The organism is Fictibacillus phosphorivorans (assembly GCF_007673525.1).
GTDB lineage: Bacteria > Bacillota > Bacilli > Bacillales > Fictibacillaceae > Fictibacillus > Fictibacillus phosphorivorans_C.
In genome coordinates, this window is record NZ_VDZU01000001.1 from 3,449,136 (window position 1) to 3,465,685 (window position 16,550).

General features: G+C 38.3%; 21 protein-coding genes. 5 read left to right on the forward strand and 16 right to left on the reverse strand.

Translation table 11 applies throughout. From position 1 onward, the window contains the following. Nucleotides 1-51: 51 nt before the first annotated feature. Nucleotides 52-942 (forward strand): DUF3990 domain-containing protein, encoded by an 891-nt coding sequence (locus tag FS458_RS17315; protein ID WP_186320604.1) that lies wholly within the window; start codon nt 52-54, stop codon nt 940-942. On the opposite strand, the gene FS458_RS17320 is transcribed toward FS458_RS17315, so the two are convergent. The 11 genes from FS458_RS17320 to arsC form a co-directional block, all read right to left on the reverse strand. Next, complete coding sequence (locus FS458_RS17320; RefSeq protein WP_144703041.1) at nt 859-1,638, reverse strand: zeta toxin family protein; 780 nt, start codon at nt 1,636-1,638, stop codon at nt 859-861. The genes FS458_RS17315 and FS458_RS17320 overlap by 84 nt on opposite strands. An 83-nt stretch (nt 1,639-1,721) precedes the next feature. After that, a complete protein-coding gene (locus FS458_RS17325; protein ID WP_144703044.1) occupies nt 1,722-2,333 on the reverse strand; it encodes a DedA family protein in 612 nt (203 codons plus the stop codon). Nucleotides 2,334-2,424: 91 nt separating this feature from the next. Next, nucleotides 2,425-3,735, reverse strand: coding sequence for a hemolysin family protein (locus tag FS458_RS17330; RefSeq protein WP_144703047.1), 1,311 nt, complete (start codon nt 3,733-3,735; stop codon nt 2,425-2,427). 99 nt (nt 3,736-3,834) lie between these two features. Further along, nucleotides 3,835-4,254, reverse strand: coding sequence for a MerR family transcriptional regulator (locus FS458_RS17335; RefSeq protein WP_144703050.1), 420 nt, complete (start codon nt 4,252-4,254; stop codon nt 3,835-3,837). Nucleotides 4,255-4,633: 379 nt separating this feature from the next. Beyond that, nucleotides 4,634-4,780 carry a hypothetical protein gene (locus FS458_RS20830; RefSeq protein ID WP_186320605.1) on the reverse strand — a complete coding sequence of 49 codons (147 nt, stop codon included), beginning with the start codon at nt 4,778-4,780 and terminating at the stop codon, nt 4,634-4,636. 34 nt (nt 4,781-4,814) lie between these two features. Further along, nucleotides 4,815-5,681 carry a permease gene (locus FS458_RS17340; RefSeq protein ID WP_144703053.1) on the reverse strand — a complete coding sequence of 289 codons (867 nt, stop codon included), beginning with the start codon at nt 5,679-5,681 and terminating at the stop codon, nt 4,815-4,817. Between the two features lie 283 nt (nt 5,682-5,964). Further along, nucleotides 5,965-6,300: an ArsR/SmtB family transcription factor gene (locus FS458_RS17345; RefSeq protein WP_144703056.1), complete on the reverse strand. Its 336-nt coding sequence runs from the start codon at nt 6,298-6,300 to the stop codon at nt 5,965-5,967. Nucleotides 6,301-6,394: 94 nt separating this feature from the next. After that, entirely contained in the window at nt 6,395-6,895 is a 501-nt protein-coding gene (locus FS458_RS17350; protein ID WP_144703059.1) for a GNAT family N-acetyltransferase, read from the reverse strand. A gap of 142 nt (nt 6,896-7,037) precedes the next feature. Next, nucleotides 7,038-8,447 carry a SpoVR family protein gene (locus FS458_RS17355; RefSeq protein ID WP_144703061.1) on the reverse strand — a complete coding sequence of 470 codons (1,410 nt, stop codon included), beginning with the start codon at nt 8,445-8,447 and terminating at the stop codon, nt 7,038-7,040. A gap of 149 nt (nt 8,448-8,596) precedes the next feature. Further along, the gene (locus FS458_RS17360; protein WP_144703064.1) at nt 8,597-9,817 is read right to left on the reverse strand and encodes a hypothetical protein; all 1,221 of its coding nucleotides are present in this window, start codon (nt 9,815-9,817) and stop codon (nt 8,597-8,599) included. 89 nt (nt 9,818-9,906) lie between these two features. Further along, nucleotides 9,907-10,308, reverse strand: a complete 402-nt coding sequence (gene arsC / locus FS458_RS17365; RefSeq protein WP_144703067.1) for an arsenate reductase (thioredoxin) — start codon at nt 10,306-10,308, stop codon at nt 9,907-9,909. Between the two features lie 133 nt (nt 10,309-10,441). On the opposite strand from arsC, the gene FS458_RS17370 reads away from it, so the two are divergent. The 3 genes from FS458_RS17370 to FS458_RS17380 are packed head-to-tail and all read left to right on the forward strand — an operon-like array spanning nt 10,442 to nt 12,577. Continuing rightward, complete coding sequence (locus FS458_RS17370; protein ID WP_066391258.1) at nt 10,442-10,762, forward strand: ArsR/SmtB family transcription factor; 321 nt, start codon at nt 10,442-10,444, stop codon at nt 10,760-10,762. A 39-nt stretch (nt 10,763-10,801) separates the two neighbouring features. Beyond that, the gene (locus FS458_RS17375; RefSeq protein WP_370630152.1) at nt 10,802-12,094 is read left to right on the forward strand and encodes an arsenic transporter; all 1,293 of its coding nucleotides are present in this window, start codon (nt 10,802-10,804) and stop codon (nt 12,092-12,094) included. 21 nt (nt 12,095-12,115) lie between these two features. Beyond that, nucleotides 12,116-12,577: an ArsI/CadI family heavy metal resistance metalloenzyme gene (locus tag FS458_RS17380; protein WP_370630153.1), complete on the forward strand. Its 462-nt coding sequence runs from the start codon at nt 12,116-12,118 to the stop codon at nt 12,575-12,577. 49 nt (nt 12,578-12,626) lie between these two features. Here the strand turns inward: FS458_RS17380 and FS458_RS17385 are convergent, their stop codons facing one another. Further along, nucleotides 12,627-12,824, reverse strand: coding sequence for a DUF2642 domain-containing protein (locus FS458_RS17385; RefSeq protein ID WP_186320606.1), 198 nt, complete (start codon nt 12,822-12,824; stop codon nt 12,627-12,629). 159 nt (nt 12,825-12,983) lie between these two features. Between FS458_RS17385 and FS458_RS17390 the strand changes: the two genes are divergently transcribed. Beyond that, nucleotides 12,984-13,571, forward strand: a complete 588-nt coding sequence (locus FS458_RS17390) for a YitT family protein (protein ID WP_066391252.1) — start codon at nt 12,984-12,986, stop codon at nt 13,569-13,571. Nucleotides 13,572-13,780: 209 nt separating this feature from the next. On the opposite strand, the gene FS458_RS17395 is transcribed toward FS458_RS17390, so the two are convergent. From FS458_RS17395 to FS458_RS17410, 4 genes are all read right to left on the reverse strand, one after another. Continuing rightward, nucleotides 13,781-14,560, reverse strand: a complete 780-nt coding sequence (locus FS458_RS17395) for a sulfite exporter TauE/SafE family protein (protein WP_144703076.1) — start codon at nt 14,558-14,560, stop codon at nt 13,781-13,783. A 29-nt stretch (nt 14,561-14,589) separates the two neighbouring features. Then, nucleotides 14,590-15,072, reverse strand: a complete 483-nt coding sequence (locus FS458_RS17400) for a DsrE/DsrF/DrsH-like family protein (protein WP_137790616.1) — start codon at nt 15,070-15,072, stop codon at nt 14,590-14,592. A 67-nt stretch (nt 15,073-15,139) separates the two neighbouring features. After that, a complete protein-coding gene (locus tag FS458_RS17405; protein ID WP_144703079.1) occupies nt 15,140-15,367 on the reverse strand; it encodes a sulfurtransferase TusA family protein in 228 nt (75 codons plus the stop codon). A gap of 32 nt (nt 15,368-15,399) precedes the next feature. Further along, nucleotides 15,400-16,524, reverse strand: coding sequence for an MBL fold metallo-hydrolase (locus tag FS458_RS17410; protein WP_144703082.1), 1,125 nt, complete (start codon nt 16,522-16,524; stop codon nt 15,400-15,402). Between the last annotated feature and the right edge of the window lie 26 nt (nt 16,525-16,550).

Here is a 16,550-nt window from a genome sequence, read left to right on the forward strand (position 1 = left end):
TGTAACCTTCTTTTCCATTTTACATATTACATGTATAAGGGGGAGATCACTTTGCTTGCAAACAATCGATATCGTACGGTCTATCATGGTACTACATTATTTGCTGCTAAGCTTATCCAACAAAACGGTATCTGGTTAGAAGCACAAAGATTGAGAACTGATTTTGGTCAAGGCTTTTACGTAACTTTTAGTAGAGAACAAGCTAAATCTTGGTCTTACTTTAGAGCAAAGAACAAGCAACTTTCACCCCATATACTAGATTTATTAAACTTTACTGAATCAGATTATCTAAACCACCCTGACACAAAGATCCCAGCTTATTTAGCATTCTCAGTGGATTTATATGCTCTAGGAAGATTACAGGGCAGAGTCTTCCCTTTACCACACGATGAGAAATGGAAATTGAATAAGGATGATTGGAAAGACTTTGTAAAAACGTCTCGTAAAGGAATGAAGCATGGTTACGACTTTGTATATGGTCCTGTTTGGAGTGGACATTTTAACAGTACAGGTGAAATAAAAGCATCTCCATTTAAAGAACAACTTTCGTTTCATAACAATAGAGCTCTACGTTGTTTATCAAGTCCGATGATTATCAAACTTCCACCAAAAAAGTGGATGAACAGTTCAGAATTCAAAAATCATTATCAAGAAGCGTTTATATCAGAAATCGGTAAAAACCTTATGATAATAAGTACAATGAAAGAGAAACAAGCCTATCCCTTCATAAAAAAGTACTTAATGACTCATTCATTCTCAGATCTTCATTCCCATGAAACTGCACTTTACTGGGCATTCTCTATCTTCTATCAATCCAAAAGGATATGGATGACGAATTCGAACGCTGTCTCGATTCCATCATTCAACTCTAATAATACTCTTTCTCAAAAATTCTTTATACCTATTTTCATCTATGAAATGGTTAGAGATAAAGAGCTTTAATCCATTTTGATTGTCATACCCCTCAAAAAAAGACACTTCCTCCTTAATAGCTAAAAAAGTTTTTGGAATACGCCGATGTGTATGTTCAATAACATGCCGAGGTATAGATCGCCCCGTTTTTTTAGCTCTGATTGCTTCTCTATCGATTGCAACATCAACAGGAACATCTACAATATATACGATTACTTCATATCTTCTTTTTTGTAAGCTGTTCACTAGAGATACATACTTACCTGTTTTCGCCATTGTTCCTTCTAGCAGGAACGACCTTTTTGTTTCTAACATGTGATGGACTAACTTTTCGGAGATATCCACCGATTCTTTATGAACAAGGGCAGCGGCTGAACTAGGAAATTTTTTTTGATACGATTGATACTCAGGAATCATTTTTTTTATTTCGTCCGGATTAATTGAGATCAAATGTCTTTTCTTCTTTTTTATGTTTTGTTTCACGATACTTTCACACAAAGATGTTTTACCAGAAGCACTCCCTCCTCCAACTAACACAGCAATCGGAGGTTGAAGGTTATCCATTTTTGATCGTTTAATGAGTGTAGCTAAAATTTTTTGATGCAGAGCTTCTCGTTCTTTTATATACATATTGTTTTTGTCTGTAAAGACCACTTTGGTTTCTTTGAACGGGAGACCTCTAACCCTCGAAGTGTATAGGATCTTTGAAACCATCCAACTCCACATCCCTAGTTCACCTCCAAAAAAAAGAATCCCCTATCACTAGGAGATTCTTCAAAACGGACATTTATGTTTAATTAAGACTAAAGTTAGCTATTTTGTCTGCGTTTTCGTATATAAAGAATGACAACAGAAACAAAGAGTAACGCCAAAACAGCATAGATGATTTTGGAGTAAACGTCCATATACCCTACAATGACTTCCCATGAAGCTCCAAAATACGCACCCAGATTAACGAGAGCGATATTCCAAATCAGCGTTCCGAATGTTGTAAGAACAAGGAATAAACCAAAATTCATATTGGACATGCCCGCCGGAATAGAGATTAAGCTTCGAATCAACGGAATGAAACGACAAAAGAATACCGTCCATGGACCATATTTATCAAACCATGCATCTGCTTTGTGAATATCCTTCTTCGTTAATCGAAGGATATGTCCCCATCTGTCAACGATCTTCTCCATACGTTCCACATCAAGCTGCAGTCCTACACCATATAGAATCACCGCTCCCAAAACAGAACCGACTGTCGCGGCTAAAATTACACCTACTATATTTAAATCTGAAGAGTGCGTCATGAACCCTCCAAAAGTTAAAATGATCTCAGATGGAATCGGAGGAAATACGTTTTCTAATGCGATTAACAGTAGAATTCCCCAATATCCAAATTCGTTCATAATATTGATTAACCAATTCTCCATAACTAACTCCTTTGTTTCTATAACTAAATTGCTAAGAACAACTACTGCTTTTTTATAAAAAAGACGTGCAGAGCTTGCACGTCTTCTTTGATTAGTTTATAGATTCTTCGTTCTTCACATTTAATACTTCAAGTGACTTAACATGATACCCATCAATTTCTAAAATCTTGAAACGATAGTTTTCCACTGAAACCTCATCACCCATTTTGATCTCCATCTTTTCAGAAAGAATCCATCCACCGATCGTATCAACATCTTCATCGTTAATGTTTAGACCAAAAAGATCGTTCACTTCTGAAATCAATACTTTACCATCAAGAATTGTTCTGTTTTCATCGACCTTTTTGATATCAGGCACTTCATCCTCATCAAATTCATCTCGAATTTCGCCTACGATTTCTTCAAGAATATCTTCAACCGTAACAAGTCCTGAAGTACCACCATATTCATCGATCAAAATCGCCATATGAACACGTTCTTTCTGCATTTTTAACAATAGATCATGTATAGGCATCGTTTCAAAAACCTGAATAACTGGTCTTACATATTCTTCGAGTGAAGCATCTGGATTCTTGCCGTTAACGAAGTCTGTTAATACTTGCTTCATGTTTACCATACCGATAACACTGTCTTTATCTCCATCTATGATCGGATATCGAGTATAGTTCTCTTCTGTTACAACAGCAATGCTTTCTTTAACTGTTTCTGATTTATCTAGTGTTACCATATCAACGCGAGGTACCATGATTTCTTTGGCGGTACGGTCGTCGAATTGGAAGATATTATTTACATATTTAAACTCTGACTGGTTGATCTCACCGCTTTTATAGCTCTCAGAAAGAATGAGTCTCAACTCTTCCTCCGAGTGAGCTAGTTCATGTTCAGATGCAGGCTTCAAACCAAACCATCCTGTAAAAATACGCGCAGATCCGTTCAATGTTTTAATAAACGGATACATGATCTTATAGAAAAACATGATTGGTTTTGCAATTCTTAACGTAACGGCTTCCGCCTTTTGAATAGCGAGTGTTTTTGGTGCCAGCTCTCCAATAACTACGTGTAAGAATGTAATTAAAGCAAAGGCGATAATAAACGATAAGATACTAGAAACAGACTCAGACAGATCAAACTCTACAAAAAGCGGATGCAACAAGTGCTCTACCGTCGGCTCTCCTAACCACCCTAATCCTAATGCTGTAATGGTTATACCAAGCTGACAGGCTGACAGGTACTCGTCGAGGTTTCCGACAACCTTTCTAGCAGCTACCGCTTTCGTATTTCCTTCTGCAACGAGTTGATCCAGTCTTGTTGTACGAATCTTTACAATCGCGAATTCGGTAGCTACAAAAAAAGCAGTCAACGCGATTAAAATAGCTACCATAATTAAGTTAATAATATCCAAATGTTCTCCTCATGGTTACATGAACCACAAGGAATACACCTCCCAGGTTGTATAAATAGTTTAGATCGTTTAACACGAAGAATATCTCTCAACTATTATTTACCCGAAAAGTAAAAGTAATGAATGCGCTAAAGTCATGCCTTGAGGAGAGACTTTATTTAAGAGCAGTTCTCTTTGCTTATCGTTTAAGCTCTCCATGATCGGTTTGATCTCTTTGATCTCTGCCTCTAGGTGTTTCATGAGCTCTGCGATCTGGTCCACGTACTTCTCGACCTGTTCATTTTCAGTACTTTTCAATTTGACTAGTTCAATCACAGACTTGATTTCATGCAAGGGCATGTTCAGCTTCTTATAATGCTCGATCAACCCTAATACATGAATCGTCTCTTCGTCATATAATCGATAATTCGAATCCGTTCGAAGAGGCTGGAGTAAACCAATCTGGGAATAATAGTCGATGGTTCTTTTAGATACATTTGTTACCTCTGCTAGTTCACCAATACGATACGCCTTCCCAATATCCTCACCTCTTCCTCTTGATAATTACATACAATGTACAACAGCCAAAACCATACAGTCAACTGGACAGTTCTACCTGTCACGAAACGTTCAAAAACAAATGGATGTTACGTAGACTTTGTTGTTTGTGAAAGACGTTGATGTCCGATTCAGATACTCGCTTTCCGCGGGGCAAGCGGTGAGCTCATTTGTTCGTTTCACTCCTCAGGAACTCATCTGTCTAAATTCAATGGCGGGGTCAGTATTCAAATGGTTTAGAATGGAGATTGCTTGTTGGGCCTGAACGAGCTACTTCAACTTGTATGTTCTTATTCATAAAAAAAACATCCCTAAAATAGGAATGTTTTTTAGCAGAATATGTGGATTGATTTTTGTTAATTTATACGCAACATTTGTTTTGATCCTTACTATTCTCTGTTTCACAACATATTGCTTCTTCTCTATCACTTACTTCAACAATTTGAACGCTGCAGCAATTAGCTTCTTTTTCATTTTTGTTTCCGAAGAAAATTTTTATGAAACTCATTAATTTCACCTCCTTTCAAGCTTTGTGAAAGATCTTAAACAAGATAGAAAATAAAACCAGAGATTGTTGACATGGTAATCACAGATAGGACAAACATAATGACGAGTTCTTTCTTGAAAATGGACTTTAAGAGAACAACCTCTGGAAGGCTAGCACCAGCTGATGAGATCATGAGTGCCATCACAGGGCCAAGCGCCATACCTTTTGCGATCAGAACTTGAGAGATCGGAATCATGCTCGATAGCCTGATGTATAAAGGAATCCCTACAACCGCCGCTATCGGAACGATCCACCAGTTATCGCTGCCAAACGTATTTGCAATCCAATTTGTTGGTACCAATCCATGAATAACAGCTCCAATAGCTGCTCCGAGTAAAAGATAAGGATAAACACTCCTCATCAAATTCATTGTTTCTAAAAGAGCAACTTTCACATCAAACTTTTTCGTTTCTTCTTGATACCCTGACATCACGACGTTCTTTACTGATTTCTCAAATCCTAATGCTTCAAGTGCAAAACCGATGATCACAGAAAATACCGCTGTGATGATGGTGTAGAGGATCGTTACTTTCCACCCTAATAACACTCCCATAATAGTGATGATCGTGGGATCAAGTACGGGTGAGGAAAAAAGAAATACCATCACTATGGAAAAAGGCATTTTCTTTTTTAACATGTTCACAACAACTGGTATGGTAGAGCAAGAACAAAAAGGTGTTACAAAAGCAAAGAGTAATGCGAATAATGCTCCTATTCCTTTGTTCTTTCCTCCCAAATATTTCTCAACTTTTTCATAAGGGATATAAGCTTGAAGTAAATTGATAACAAACGAGATCACTACGAACAGAATAGTCAGTTCTAGGGCTATACTTAAAAAACTTTGAAAGGTATCCATCCACATAATATTTCTTCTCCCTTTTTATCAAGCGCAGCATACTTGATTTGATTGTGTTGTTTCCCTCTTTATAAAGGGTGATCTACTAAAAGTGTTTGATTTTATTTGTTTTGGTCTGCCATTTTCTTTCGCAAAATTTTCCACTTCTCTTTTCTTCATTTCAATCATCTTTTCAAGAAAATAAATATTCATAAAAATCGTCCTCGGTTATATCAAAAATAATTGATTTATACATCAAAAAAATTTGATGTTATATGTAAAAATGAAGTACTACAGCGTAGTACGTCATTTAACAAGATGATGGTAAAAACACACAGCATAATTGATCTGATAAAATTCCTTTTAGTTCACTTACATTCAAAGAATAATAGTTCCAGGTACCTTGTTTTTCCTTTTTTATCAAGTCTGCTTCTAACAGAATTTTTAGATGATACGATAGCTTAGATTGCGGCATGTCAATAATCGGCGTGAGATCACAAACACATACACTTTCTTTAACAGCCAGGATATTGATAATTTGCAGTCGCTGCTGATCAGCGAGCGCTTTAAACTTTTGTTCATATTTCTCTAAATCTTGGTTTGATGCTGTAGTTATTGTATTTAATAAAGGAATTTCTTTTTTCATTTGTATCACTCCTAACATCAAAATTATTTGATGTAACTTCATTATATCCTTTATTTACTAATTTGCAACTAATAAATCAAAAAAAATTGATTTTTTATACTCCAACTTTTTTACTTCTTCGTTCCAGCAAGATGACGTCACGCCACACTCCGTTCATCTCACCAATTTTTTCTCTTGTACCCACTTCTTTAAATCCCCATTTTTTATGTAGAGCTATACTCGACTGGTTTTCAGGAAAAATCCCTGCTTGTAATGTCCAAATGCCATTTTTCTCACTATCTTCAATGAGGATTTTCATAAGAGAGCTTCCAATCCCCTTTCCTTGGTAATCAGAATCTACATAAACGCTTACTTCAGCAACTCCAGCATATACACACCTGCTCGACACAGCACTTAATGCAGCCCACCCTGATACTCGATCGCTAGAACGAACAACGAAACGACAACATGATAAATGACTGTTATCCCATTCATTCCATGAAGGAGCTTCCTGCTGAAAGGTAGCATTACCTGTAGCGATGCCTTTTAAATAGATGTTTCTTACATGTGTCCAATCATTGGTATGCATATTATCTATAAAGTAAGAACTGCACATACTATTTCAACTTCCTTTCAAACTATTTGTATTAAAAATAGCAAAAAACAAACTTGTTTGCTGAGTTTATATTTTCTTGTACAGAAAAAAAGCACACTTTTTTAAGCGTGCTTTCCTCGTTAACATTAAACACTTGTTTAATTTATAGATACTTCCGATGCACCGTCTTCCCATCATACGTAAACAAAACAGGCTTCTGTTCAATTCTCGTCTCCATATGAACAGGACGTCCCCATAGGTGATGAAGATGTGGAAGCACTTTTTCTAGATATTTCACATCCAGCTCCATATCTTCAAAGCTATGATTGAGGTAGAGCTCTCCGTTTTTCATATAATCGGCGTCGTTGACCGTGATATATGGAAATCCTCCGTTTACCCTCATCCCTACAAGCTGATCACGTACTTCTTCCCACTGCTTATCAACCACCTTGTATTCCTTACCTTGTTTTTGAAACAGATACATGTCTTCCCGCTGAGCGAGATCTTTCGTTAAATAGTTTCGGATGAAAGACATATCGGATTCTAGTTCACGCACTTCGAACATTTTCTCACGTCCTGAACCAGGTTTTACTCCTTGTCTGATTAACTCTGCATCAGGGTTGTTGTAGCGATCTTCAATGTCTTTAAAAATCTGTAAGCCTAAGTAATACGGGTTGATCGATGTCTTCGACGGCTGAACAACTCCAGCGTTCAGTTTCGCGAATTCAATGGTCTCGTGTGAAGTCAAATCCATCTCTTGCAGGATCTTTGCGTGCCAATAGCTAGCCCAGCCTTCGTTCATGATTTTCGTTTCAAGCTGTGGCCAGAAATAGAGCATCTCTTCTCTCATCATGGAAAGGATATCACGCTGCCATTCTTCAAGCTCGCGGCTATATTGCTCGATAAATAACAAAATATCCTTTTCAGGTTGTGGTGGAAATGATTTTTTCTTTTTCAATGCTGGTTTGGGACCTTTCTTGTCATCGAGTTTCCATAGATCATCGTAAGGGGTTTCTTTCTTAGGCGTAAGATCTTCCTCATCTTCAAATACATAATTTAACTTGTTTCGCACAAGTGATGGATCGATATGTTCTTGTATGGCGAGTACAGCGTCTAAGAACTGTTCGACCTCTTTCTTGCCGTATAGATGTTCATATTGAGCGACTCGTTCAGCTGTTGCTGTCATGCATTCAACCATGTCTCTTCTTGTATTGGAAAAGCGAACGTTGTTTTTGAAGAAATCACAGTGTGCAAGTACATGGGCAATGATTAATTTATTCTGGATAAGCGAATTCGTATCAAGTAAGAATGCATAACAAGGATCTGAGTTAATAACAAGCTCATAAATTTTACTCAGTCCTAAGTCATATTGAAGCTTCATTTTATGAAACTGTTTGCCGAAGCTCCAATGAGAGAAACGGGTTGGCATTCCGTACGCACCAAATGTATAAATAATATCGGCAGGACATATCTCATACCGCATCGGGTAAAAATCAAGGCCAAAGTGGTCAGCAATCTCGGTAATTTCAGCTATTGCTTTTTCTAGCTCCTTATTTTGCAAGTCCCAGTTCATATTTTCCCCCTCCTGCTATTTCCTTACTTTTAACTGTATGAAACAAAACAGGCATTCATGAGAAAACAAGTGAAATATTGGACGGGTTTCATAAACTTCTTTTATTCAAAGTAAAAAGGGGAATCCATTTTCACGGATCCACCTTGTTTTTACCTTGCTTCATATATATCTAACATGCACGACCATCCAGAACAATTTTGTGGAGTTCGTAGATTATTAATCCATAAGGTTTCAGGTGCATCTAAACCTTCTTTTACCATTACTTTTGCACTCTGGGTATTTGTACGAATCCATGTCAGTTGTTCACCTGGTAATGTTTTTGGATAAACATCTGCTTCCCCCCGTCCTGGATTCGTTAATCTCTTTCCACTTCCGTCATCTATTTTTACACTGACTAAGAATGGCTTTGCCCTTTTTTCCTGGGGTACCCCATAACCCCATTCAATCTGACGGCTTACTATGATGTTCCTATCATTCAACCAAGTAAAATCGCCGTCCGCATAACCGGTATAACTTAGATTTATCTCTTTACCGCTCTTAGGATTCCATACCGTCAATCGTTTATTTTCAGATGTCAGCCTTCCGATCCCTTTTATGTAGCCGAGCTGTTTTGTATTCGGCGACCAGTTGAACCAGTTCGGCTGATCCAACATGTTTCCAATCATACGAGTTTTAGAGCCGTCTAAAGAAACAACCATTAACGTGTTGCTGTCTGCCGACATGGATGCTGTTGGACATGCGATGAACGCAAACCACTGATCATCCATCCCCCACTTGAATTCTGTAGTACCTATAGCAAAGAACGTATCACTCATCTTAGGCAGTGTAGTAATGTTCTGTACTTTTTTTAAATCTCCGTTTGCATTTAAAGGAACATAAAAAAGTCGAACTGGACTCCAGCCATCAGGCTCTAAATTTGCAGAAGATGAGACAACAAACCCTCTCCCGTCAGGTGTCCAACTGTAGTTTCCTGTGCCTAGGATGACATTTTGAAAGGATGAAGCAGGTCTTGTTAGGTCGATCACATTGAGCACACCACCACTTTTCCACGCAAGCTTGGATTCTGTCGGAGACCATCTCGTCAAACTCACATCGCCATCGAATACTTTTCTTTTTAAACGCGTTACACAGTTATAGACCCATAGCTCTTTTCCTCTATGCGCTATGTAACTGATGTATGTTCCGTTGCTTGAGAACGTTGGATGAGTAAGCCCTGAACTTTCAACAAGCTTTCTTTCTAATTCACCTTCTTTAAGCCAAAGTCCATCACTTCTTATAAATGCGGCTCTTCTATCAGAAGCTTCCGCAAAGTTTGTATGGCTAATGAATATACATATAAATATCAATCCGCAAATAAATAGACGTTTCACATGATCACCTCATTAGTAACATGAGCGAAATGAAGAAAATCATACTAAAAAAGCTCAGGAACTATGAAGTTCCTGAGCTTTGTATAACTTTATTCTCCTGTTTCAGCAAAGCGTTTGATACGTGCAGCGATTTCGTCACGAACGCGTTGGAATTCACTCCACTCTTTTCCTGCTGGATCATCGAATCCCCAATGTTCACGTGTTTTGTGAGGTGGTGTTGCTGGACATACATCGTTTGCATGACCACATAGCGTTACGACTAAGTCTGCTTTTTCTAGAATGTCTTTGTCGATCACATCTGATGTCTGGTTCGTGATGTCAATATCCACTTCTTTCATCGCTTTAATCGCGTTTGGATTCACACCATGTGCTTCGATGCCAGCTGAGTATACGTCATATTTATCACCAAGGTAGTGGTGTCCAAATCCTTCTGCCATTTGAGAACGACAAGAATTACCTGTGCAAAGGAAATAGATGATTGGTTTAGCCATTTTGTAAAACCTCCTAAAGAACTTCTTTCGAGACCATCATAATATAAGTATATCCTTATATCAATATTTATTTATATATTCTTTGACATTTTATATAAACATATGGTTATATACTAATGAGGTGAAGTCAATTATGGAACTTGATCAGTTAACGGAATGTTATAAAGCAATGGCAGATAAAACACGATTGAATATATTAGCATTACTCCGCCACGAAGAGTTATGTGTATGTGAGTTAGTTGATATCTTAAAGATGACACAGCCTAGTATTTCACAACACTTAAGAAAATTGAAGCAAGCTAAACTCGTTAAAGAACGACGTAACAGCCAATGGATCTTCTACTCCATTGATGGAGAAATCTATCCATTCATTAAAGCAAATTTAGAAGCACTACCTGATATGTCAGCTAAGATTGAAGAGTTAAAAGCTTCAGGTGGAAAAGTTTGTTGCTAACTTAGAATTACATAAATAGGGGGGATTCTTATGAACAGCATGGCGTTAATGGCCTTCGCTGTATTTTTAGTTACGATTATTTTTGTTATCTGGCAGCCACGCGGTCTTTCCATCGGTTGGTCTGCGACCGTTGGAGCTATCATCGCACTTCTTCTTGGCGTGGTTTCACTCGCTGATGTGTGGACAGTTACCGGGATTGTGTGGAATGCTACATTAGCGTTTGTTGCGATCATACTCATATCAATTATTTTAGATGAGATCGGTTTCTTCGAATGGTCAGCCTTACATATGGCGCGACTTGCAGGTGGAAACGGTAAGAAAATGTTTGCCTATGTGATTCTGCTCGGAGCTGCAGTTTCAGCCTTTTTTGCAAATGATGGCGCAGCATTAATTCTGACTCCTATCGTACTTGCTCAAGTTCGGGCATTGAAATTAAAAGAAGCTATGATATTACCGTTTATTATGGCAAGTGGGTTTATTGCAGATACCACATCATTACCGCTTGTCGTCTCAAACTTAGTAAATATCGTGTCTGCAGATTTCTTTAACATCGGATTCGTTGAATACGCAAGCCGCATGATCGTGCCGAACTTCTTTTCACTGTTCGCTAGTATGCTCGTTTTGTTCCTCTTTTTCAGAAAAGATATACCGAAGAACTATGATCTCTCTCAGCTCAAACAACCAAAAGAAGCCATTCGAGATGAGAAGATGTTCAAGCTATCATGGATTATACTAGCAGTTCTATTAATCGGGTATTTAACGAGTGAATTTATTGGTGTTCCTGTCTCATTCATTGCAGGTGCTGCAGCTCTTTTCTTTATCATCGTTGCTCGTAAAAGTCCTGCAATTCACACAAAAAAAGTAATTAAAGATGCACCGTGGACTGTTGTTGTCTTTTCAATAGGAATGTATGTAGTCGTTTATGGTCTTCGTAATGCAGGACTTACAGATATGCTAGGCAACTGGATTCAAGTTATCGCTGATCAAGGATTGTTCTCTGCTACAATTGGAATGGGTTTCTTGGCGGCTATATTATCATCTGTTATGAACAACATGCCAACGGTTATGATCGATGCACTAGCTATACAGGGAACGGATACATCAGGAGTTATTCGTGAAGCATTGATCTATGCAAATGTAATTGGTTCTGATTTAGGACCTAAGATCACACCGATCGGTTCACTTGCCACTCTATTATGGCTGCATGTCTTATCGAAAAAAGGTGTAAAGATCACATGGGGCTATTATTTCAAAGTCGGAATCATTTTGACTGTCCCAACACTTTTCATAACGCTTACCGGCCTTTACTTATGGTTATTGCTACTATCTTAAAAAGAAGGAGAGATTATGATGATTCAACGCATGCATGTTGCAGTCAATTGTTCAGACTTAGAAAAATCTTTAGAGTTCTATAAAAGCTTTTTCGGTACGGACCCGACAAAAGTAAAAGAGAACTACGCGAAATTTGAGCTTGATCAACCCGCTCTTCACTTTTCATTGAATGCACGTCCCTTTTCAAAAGACGGAGTCCTAAATCATCTCGGTTTCCAGGTTAACAACACGGAAGATGTTCTGGCTATGGGAGAAAGACTTAGAAAATCAGGATTGCTCTTAATCGATGAGATGGATACAACCTGCTGTTACGCCGTTCAAGATAAAGTGTGGGTATATGATCCTGACGGCAACGCTTGGGAGATTTTCTATACGAAGGAAGACTCTGAATTTGAATCCGCTGGTGATGCACGAGATTTATCTTTATGCTGTGCACCCCCTCAGCAACCTCAACCGATCACGCTAGGTTTCACAAAAAAATAAACAAAAAATCCCTCTGCACTTTTTAAGATGCGAGGGATTTTTTTTATGATCAAATGGTAGATATCGCAACGATCTCTTCAATACGAATAATGATCTGATCCCAATAGTTATGGCTATCGCTCATCACACATAGCGTAATATAATCTCTTTCAACTGCTCTAAGTCTTCCTTCGTAAGAATGATTTGTTGTATCCACCACTACCTGCCTCTCCAAAAGACACTTCGCTTCTCTTCTGAAGTTCTTCAACACCAATCACCTTCCCTATTTTGCACTGCAAGCAAGGGGCTTTCTATACTATTACATGCACAAAAAAGAAAAGAGACACGGACAAACACCCTGTGCAGATGACTATTCTTGTACAACCAAGCATATTATGTAGAAATAATCTTAGACAGGGTGAATGCCATGTTTGAACGGACGATAGCGATTTTCTTAGGAAGCGTATTACTTGGCATAGGCATTAATGGTTTCATTGTTCCCTTTCACCTTCTCGACGGAGGAATGATCGGCATTAGTCTTCTCGTAAAATATGTGTGGGGTTATAAAGTCGGGCTTACAATCATTATTCTAAGCATTCCAATCTATTTAATAGCTTGGAAACTAGAGCGTCGATATTTCATAAACAGCATTCATGGCTTACTCGTATCGTCATTGATCATTGATTTGTTATCTCCTCTAAGAGGAGTGTTTTCAGTCTCTGTAATGGAAGGGTCTGTGATCGGAGGATTGTTCATCGGAACGGGCATCGGGTGGATGCTGCGTCATGAAACAAGTACAGGTGGGACGGATCTAATCGCTCTTTTCCTTTCCAGATGGTTTTCCATTAATGTTGGGATGGTTATCTTCTTGATTGATGCAGCAGTCATAATCGCTGGCCTTTATGTGATGGGAGAAGGCATTCTCTTCTACTCTCTCGTAACGATTCTTTCCGTCGGTTTCGCAACCATGACGATGACGTTGATCCGGTCGATCAATTTCTATAGAAGCATCTAGGGGGACTGACCCCTTACAATTTATTTCCCGCTTCAATTTAATCTTCAGCACCAATGCATTTTCTCAATATCATATAGTCGTTGCTATTGCTTTCATTTTGAAAGGAATTCAATGACACTATTCCCTATAGCTTTAATGAAAAAAAGGACCCGAAGTATCAATAAAGTACTTCGGGTCCTTGTTTCTTCTCGCCTAAATTTATTTTAACTTCAACTAAGAATATCTAGCCAGATCTTGACTGAAGTAGCGATTATCAGTGCTGCTAAGATAAATTGAAGAATTTTTGTATTTATCTTTTTACCAAACTGCGCCCCAAGTGGAGAAGCGATTAAACTAGCTACTACCATAATCACCGCCGGCCATAGTAAAACTTGACCTGTCGTAATCTTGCCAACCGTAGCGCCGATTGACGAAATAAACGTAATGGCAAGTGATGTAGCAATCGTCATTCGCGTTGGTATCTTTAGGACGACTAACATGATCGGTACAAGGATAAATGCACCTGCAGCCCCTACGATACCCGCTGCTACACCAACGACAAATGCTAGAACTGCAGCAAGCCATTTATTAAACTTAACTTGATCTAATGGAATGTCATCGATCCCTTTTTTAGGAATCAACATCATGATAGCAGCCAATGTAGCTAATACAGCATAAACAATATTGATTTGCCATTCTGACATCGCTTCTGAACCAAATCCACCAATGAAACTTCCTACTAGGATGGCGCTACCCATATAGATGATCAATGTCTTGTTCAGATAACCGCCTTTACGATACGCCCAAACGCCACCTATCGTTGCAAAGAATACTTGAACCGCACTGATCCCTGATACTTCATGAGCAGAATATGCTGTGAAGCCGAGCATTGCAGGAATATAGAGAAGCATTGGGTACTTGATGATGGATCCGCCGATACCTACCATTCCGGATATAAAAGAACCTATAAAGCCTATTAGAAAGATTGTGATTATGAACCCCAATTCCATGACTTCACCTCCCCTAAAGCTGATATTGTTTAAATAAACAAGTTGATCTTAGACTCATCTGCATCAGCTAGGTATGAAGCAACTCCTGCATAATCTAAACCATCAATAAGTTCCTCTTTCGTAATACCCATGACATCCATTGACATCGTACAAGCAACCATCTTAACATCTAAGTCTTGCGCCATTTCAATTAATTCTTTTAGTGTTACGATGTTTTTCTTCTTCATCGTATACTTCATCATCTTCGCGCCTAAACCACCATAGTTCATTTTTGAGATACCTAACTTTTCAGGTCCTTGCGGCATCATTTTTGCAAACATTTTATCCATGAATGTTTTCTTTACGTTCACGTATTCTTCTTTTCTTAAGATGTTTAGTCCCCAGAATGTGAAGAACATTGTTACTTGTTTCCCCATCGCTGCAGCACCTGTTGCGATAATAAAACTTGCCATCGCTTTATCAAGATCACCACTAAATACAACCATTGTTGATTTATCTTGTGTTTGTTCCATTATTGAACGCTCCTTTTGAACCAGATACCCATACCTCTATAGGTATCTGGTTGCACAAATTTTTTTATTAACCTTTTTGAATATAAAACTTAAATACGCCGTCTTCTTCTGTATGCTCTAATAATTCATGACCTGAAGATTTAGACCAAGCAGAAAGGTCATTAACTGCTCCTTTATCTGTTGCTAACACTTCTAAGATGTCTCCACTTGAAAGTGTATCCATCGCTTTCTTTGTTTTGACGATCGGCATCGGACAAGATAATCCTTTTGTGTCTAAAGTTTGAGTTATGTTCATTTGTAAAACCTCCATATAGTTTTTTTGTTTAGTTACTCAGTGATCGCACAGCGGTTTGGACCAATTTCCATCTCGCGCTGCTCATCGTTTGTAGGGTCGATTTTCCCCATGTTTGTTTGACGAATTTCTTGATATGCATTTGGCTGTGGCGGTAAGTTTTCCGTTACAGCTCTTCGAAACTCATCTTCATTCTTAATGTTTAATCCATCGTTCTTTTCAAAGAGTTCTCCAAGTGGTGCTGAAACCGCACCTCTTTCATCTAGTTCGCTGATCTTTCCAAAGTGGGCAGGTAACACGACAAGATCTTTAGAAAGGTTGTTGTATTTGTTATATAGTGAATCACGTAAATCACTAACCCAATCTTCTGCTTTACCAGCAAGATCTGGTCGTCCGATCGAATCAACGAACAGAATATCTCCAGAAAGCAAGAATTGTCCGTCAACGATCATAGAAGTACTTCCAATCGTATGACCAGGTGTATATAAAGGTTGAATCTCAATCTTCGTGTTGCCGATCGTAATATCTTTTCCTTCTTCCAATTTAGCGAAAGAGAATGTTACTTCTTTAGCATCTTTTGGTGGTAACCAATAAGTTGCACCTGTCTTTTCTGCCAGTTTACGTCCGCCTGAAATATGATCAGCATGAAGGTGGGTATCAATCATGTGCTTAATTTCAAGATTATTTTCTTTTGCAAAGTCTTCATACGCTTCAATCGTACGAGCAGAATCAATAATTGCCGCTTCACCGTTTGATTCTACAAGGTATGAAAGACATCCCTTACCAATACGATTAAATTGATAGATCGAACCTCCATCTTTCAAATCCCCAAGCTTCACCGGCATCAAATACTCACTCCAAGACTTCATACCACCTTCTAGATAATAGACGTCTTTAACGCCTGCTTCATCAAGCATCTCTGCTACCATGATAGAAGATCCTTCTTTTGCACAGACAACAAGAACTTCTTCTTTCGGAAGATCTTCTAATACTTCTTCAACCCCATCGATCAAATCAAAATAAGGACGGTTAATCGATTTAATTCCTTTTCCTTCAATTCTCCAATCTTTATAGTCACCTTCATTACGAACATCCAGGATAAACATGTTTCCGTCAACAACTCGATTTGCCACTTCTTTAGCTGATAATGCTTTTATCATTTTGAAAATACCTCCCTAGGTATATT

Bases quoted from the DNA above. Each gene is read 5' to 3' on its own strand.
- FS458_RS17320 (WP_144703041.1), bottom strand. From the start codon at position 1,638: ATGTGGAGTTGGATGGTTTCAAAGATCCTATACACTTCGAGGGTTAGA.
- FS458_RS17325 (WP_144703044.1), bottom strand. From the start codon at position 2,333: ATGGAGAATTGGTTAATCAATATTATGAACGAATTTGGATATTGGGGA.
- FS458_RS20830 (WP_186320605.1), bottom strand. From the start codon at position 4,780: ATGAGTTTCATAAAAATTTTCTTCGGAAACAAAAATGAAAAAGAAGCT.
- FS458_RS17340 (WP_144703053.1), bottom strand. From the start codon at position 5,681: ATGTGGATGGATACCTTTCAAAGTTTTTTAAGTATAGCCCTAGAACTG.
- FS458_RS17345 (WP_144703056.1), bottom strand. From the start codon at position 6,300: ATGAAAAAAGAAATTCCTTTATTAAATACAATAACTACAGCATCAAAC.
- FS458_RS17350 (WP_144703059.1), bottom strand. From the start codon at position 6,895: ATGTGCAGTTCTTACTTTATAGATAATATGCATACCAATGATTGGACA.
- FS458_RS17355 (WP_144703061.1), bottom strand. From the start codon at position 8,447: ATGAACTGGGACTTGCAAAATAAGGAGCTAGAAAAAGCAATAGCTGAA.
- arsC (WP_144703067.1), bottom strand. From the start codon at position 10,308: ATGGCTAAACCAATCATCTATTTCCTTTGCACAGGTAATTCTTGTCGT.
- FS458_RS17370 (WP_066391258.1), top strand. From the start codon at position 10,442: ATGGAACTTGATCAGTTAACGGAATGTTATAAAGCAATGGCAGATAAA.
- FS458_RS17375 (WP_370630152.1), top strand. From the start codon at position 10,802: ATGGCGTTAATGGCCTTCGCTGTATTTTTAGTTACGATTATTTTTGTT.
- FS458_RS17390 (WP_066391252.1), top strand. From the start codon at position 12,984: ATGTTTGAACGGACGATAGCGATTTTCTTAGGAAGCGTATTACTTGGC.
- FS458_RS17395 (WP_144703076.1), bottom strand. From the start codon at position 14,560: ATGGAATTGGGGTTCATAATCACAATCTTTCTAATAGGCTTTATAGGT.
- FS458_RS17400 (WP_137790616.1), bottom strand. From the start codon at position 15,072: ATGGAACAAACACAAGATAAATCAACAATGGTTGTATTTAGTGGTGAT.
- FS458_RS17405 (WP_144703079.1), bottom strand. From the start codon at position 15,367: ATGAACATAACTCAAACTTTAGACACAAAAGGATTATCTTGTCCGATG.
- FS458_RS17410 (WP_144703082.1), bottom strand. From the start codon at position 16,524: ATGATAAAAGCATTATCAGCTAAAGAAGTGGCAAATCGAGTTGTTGAC.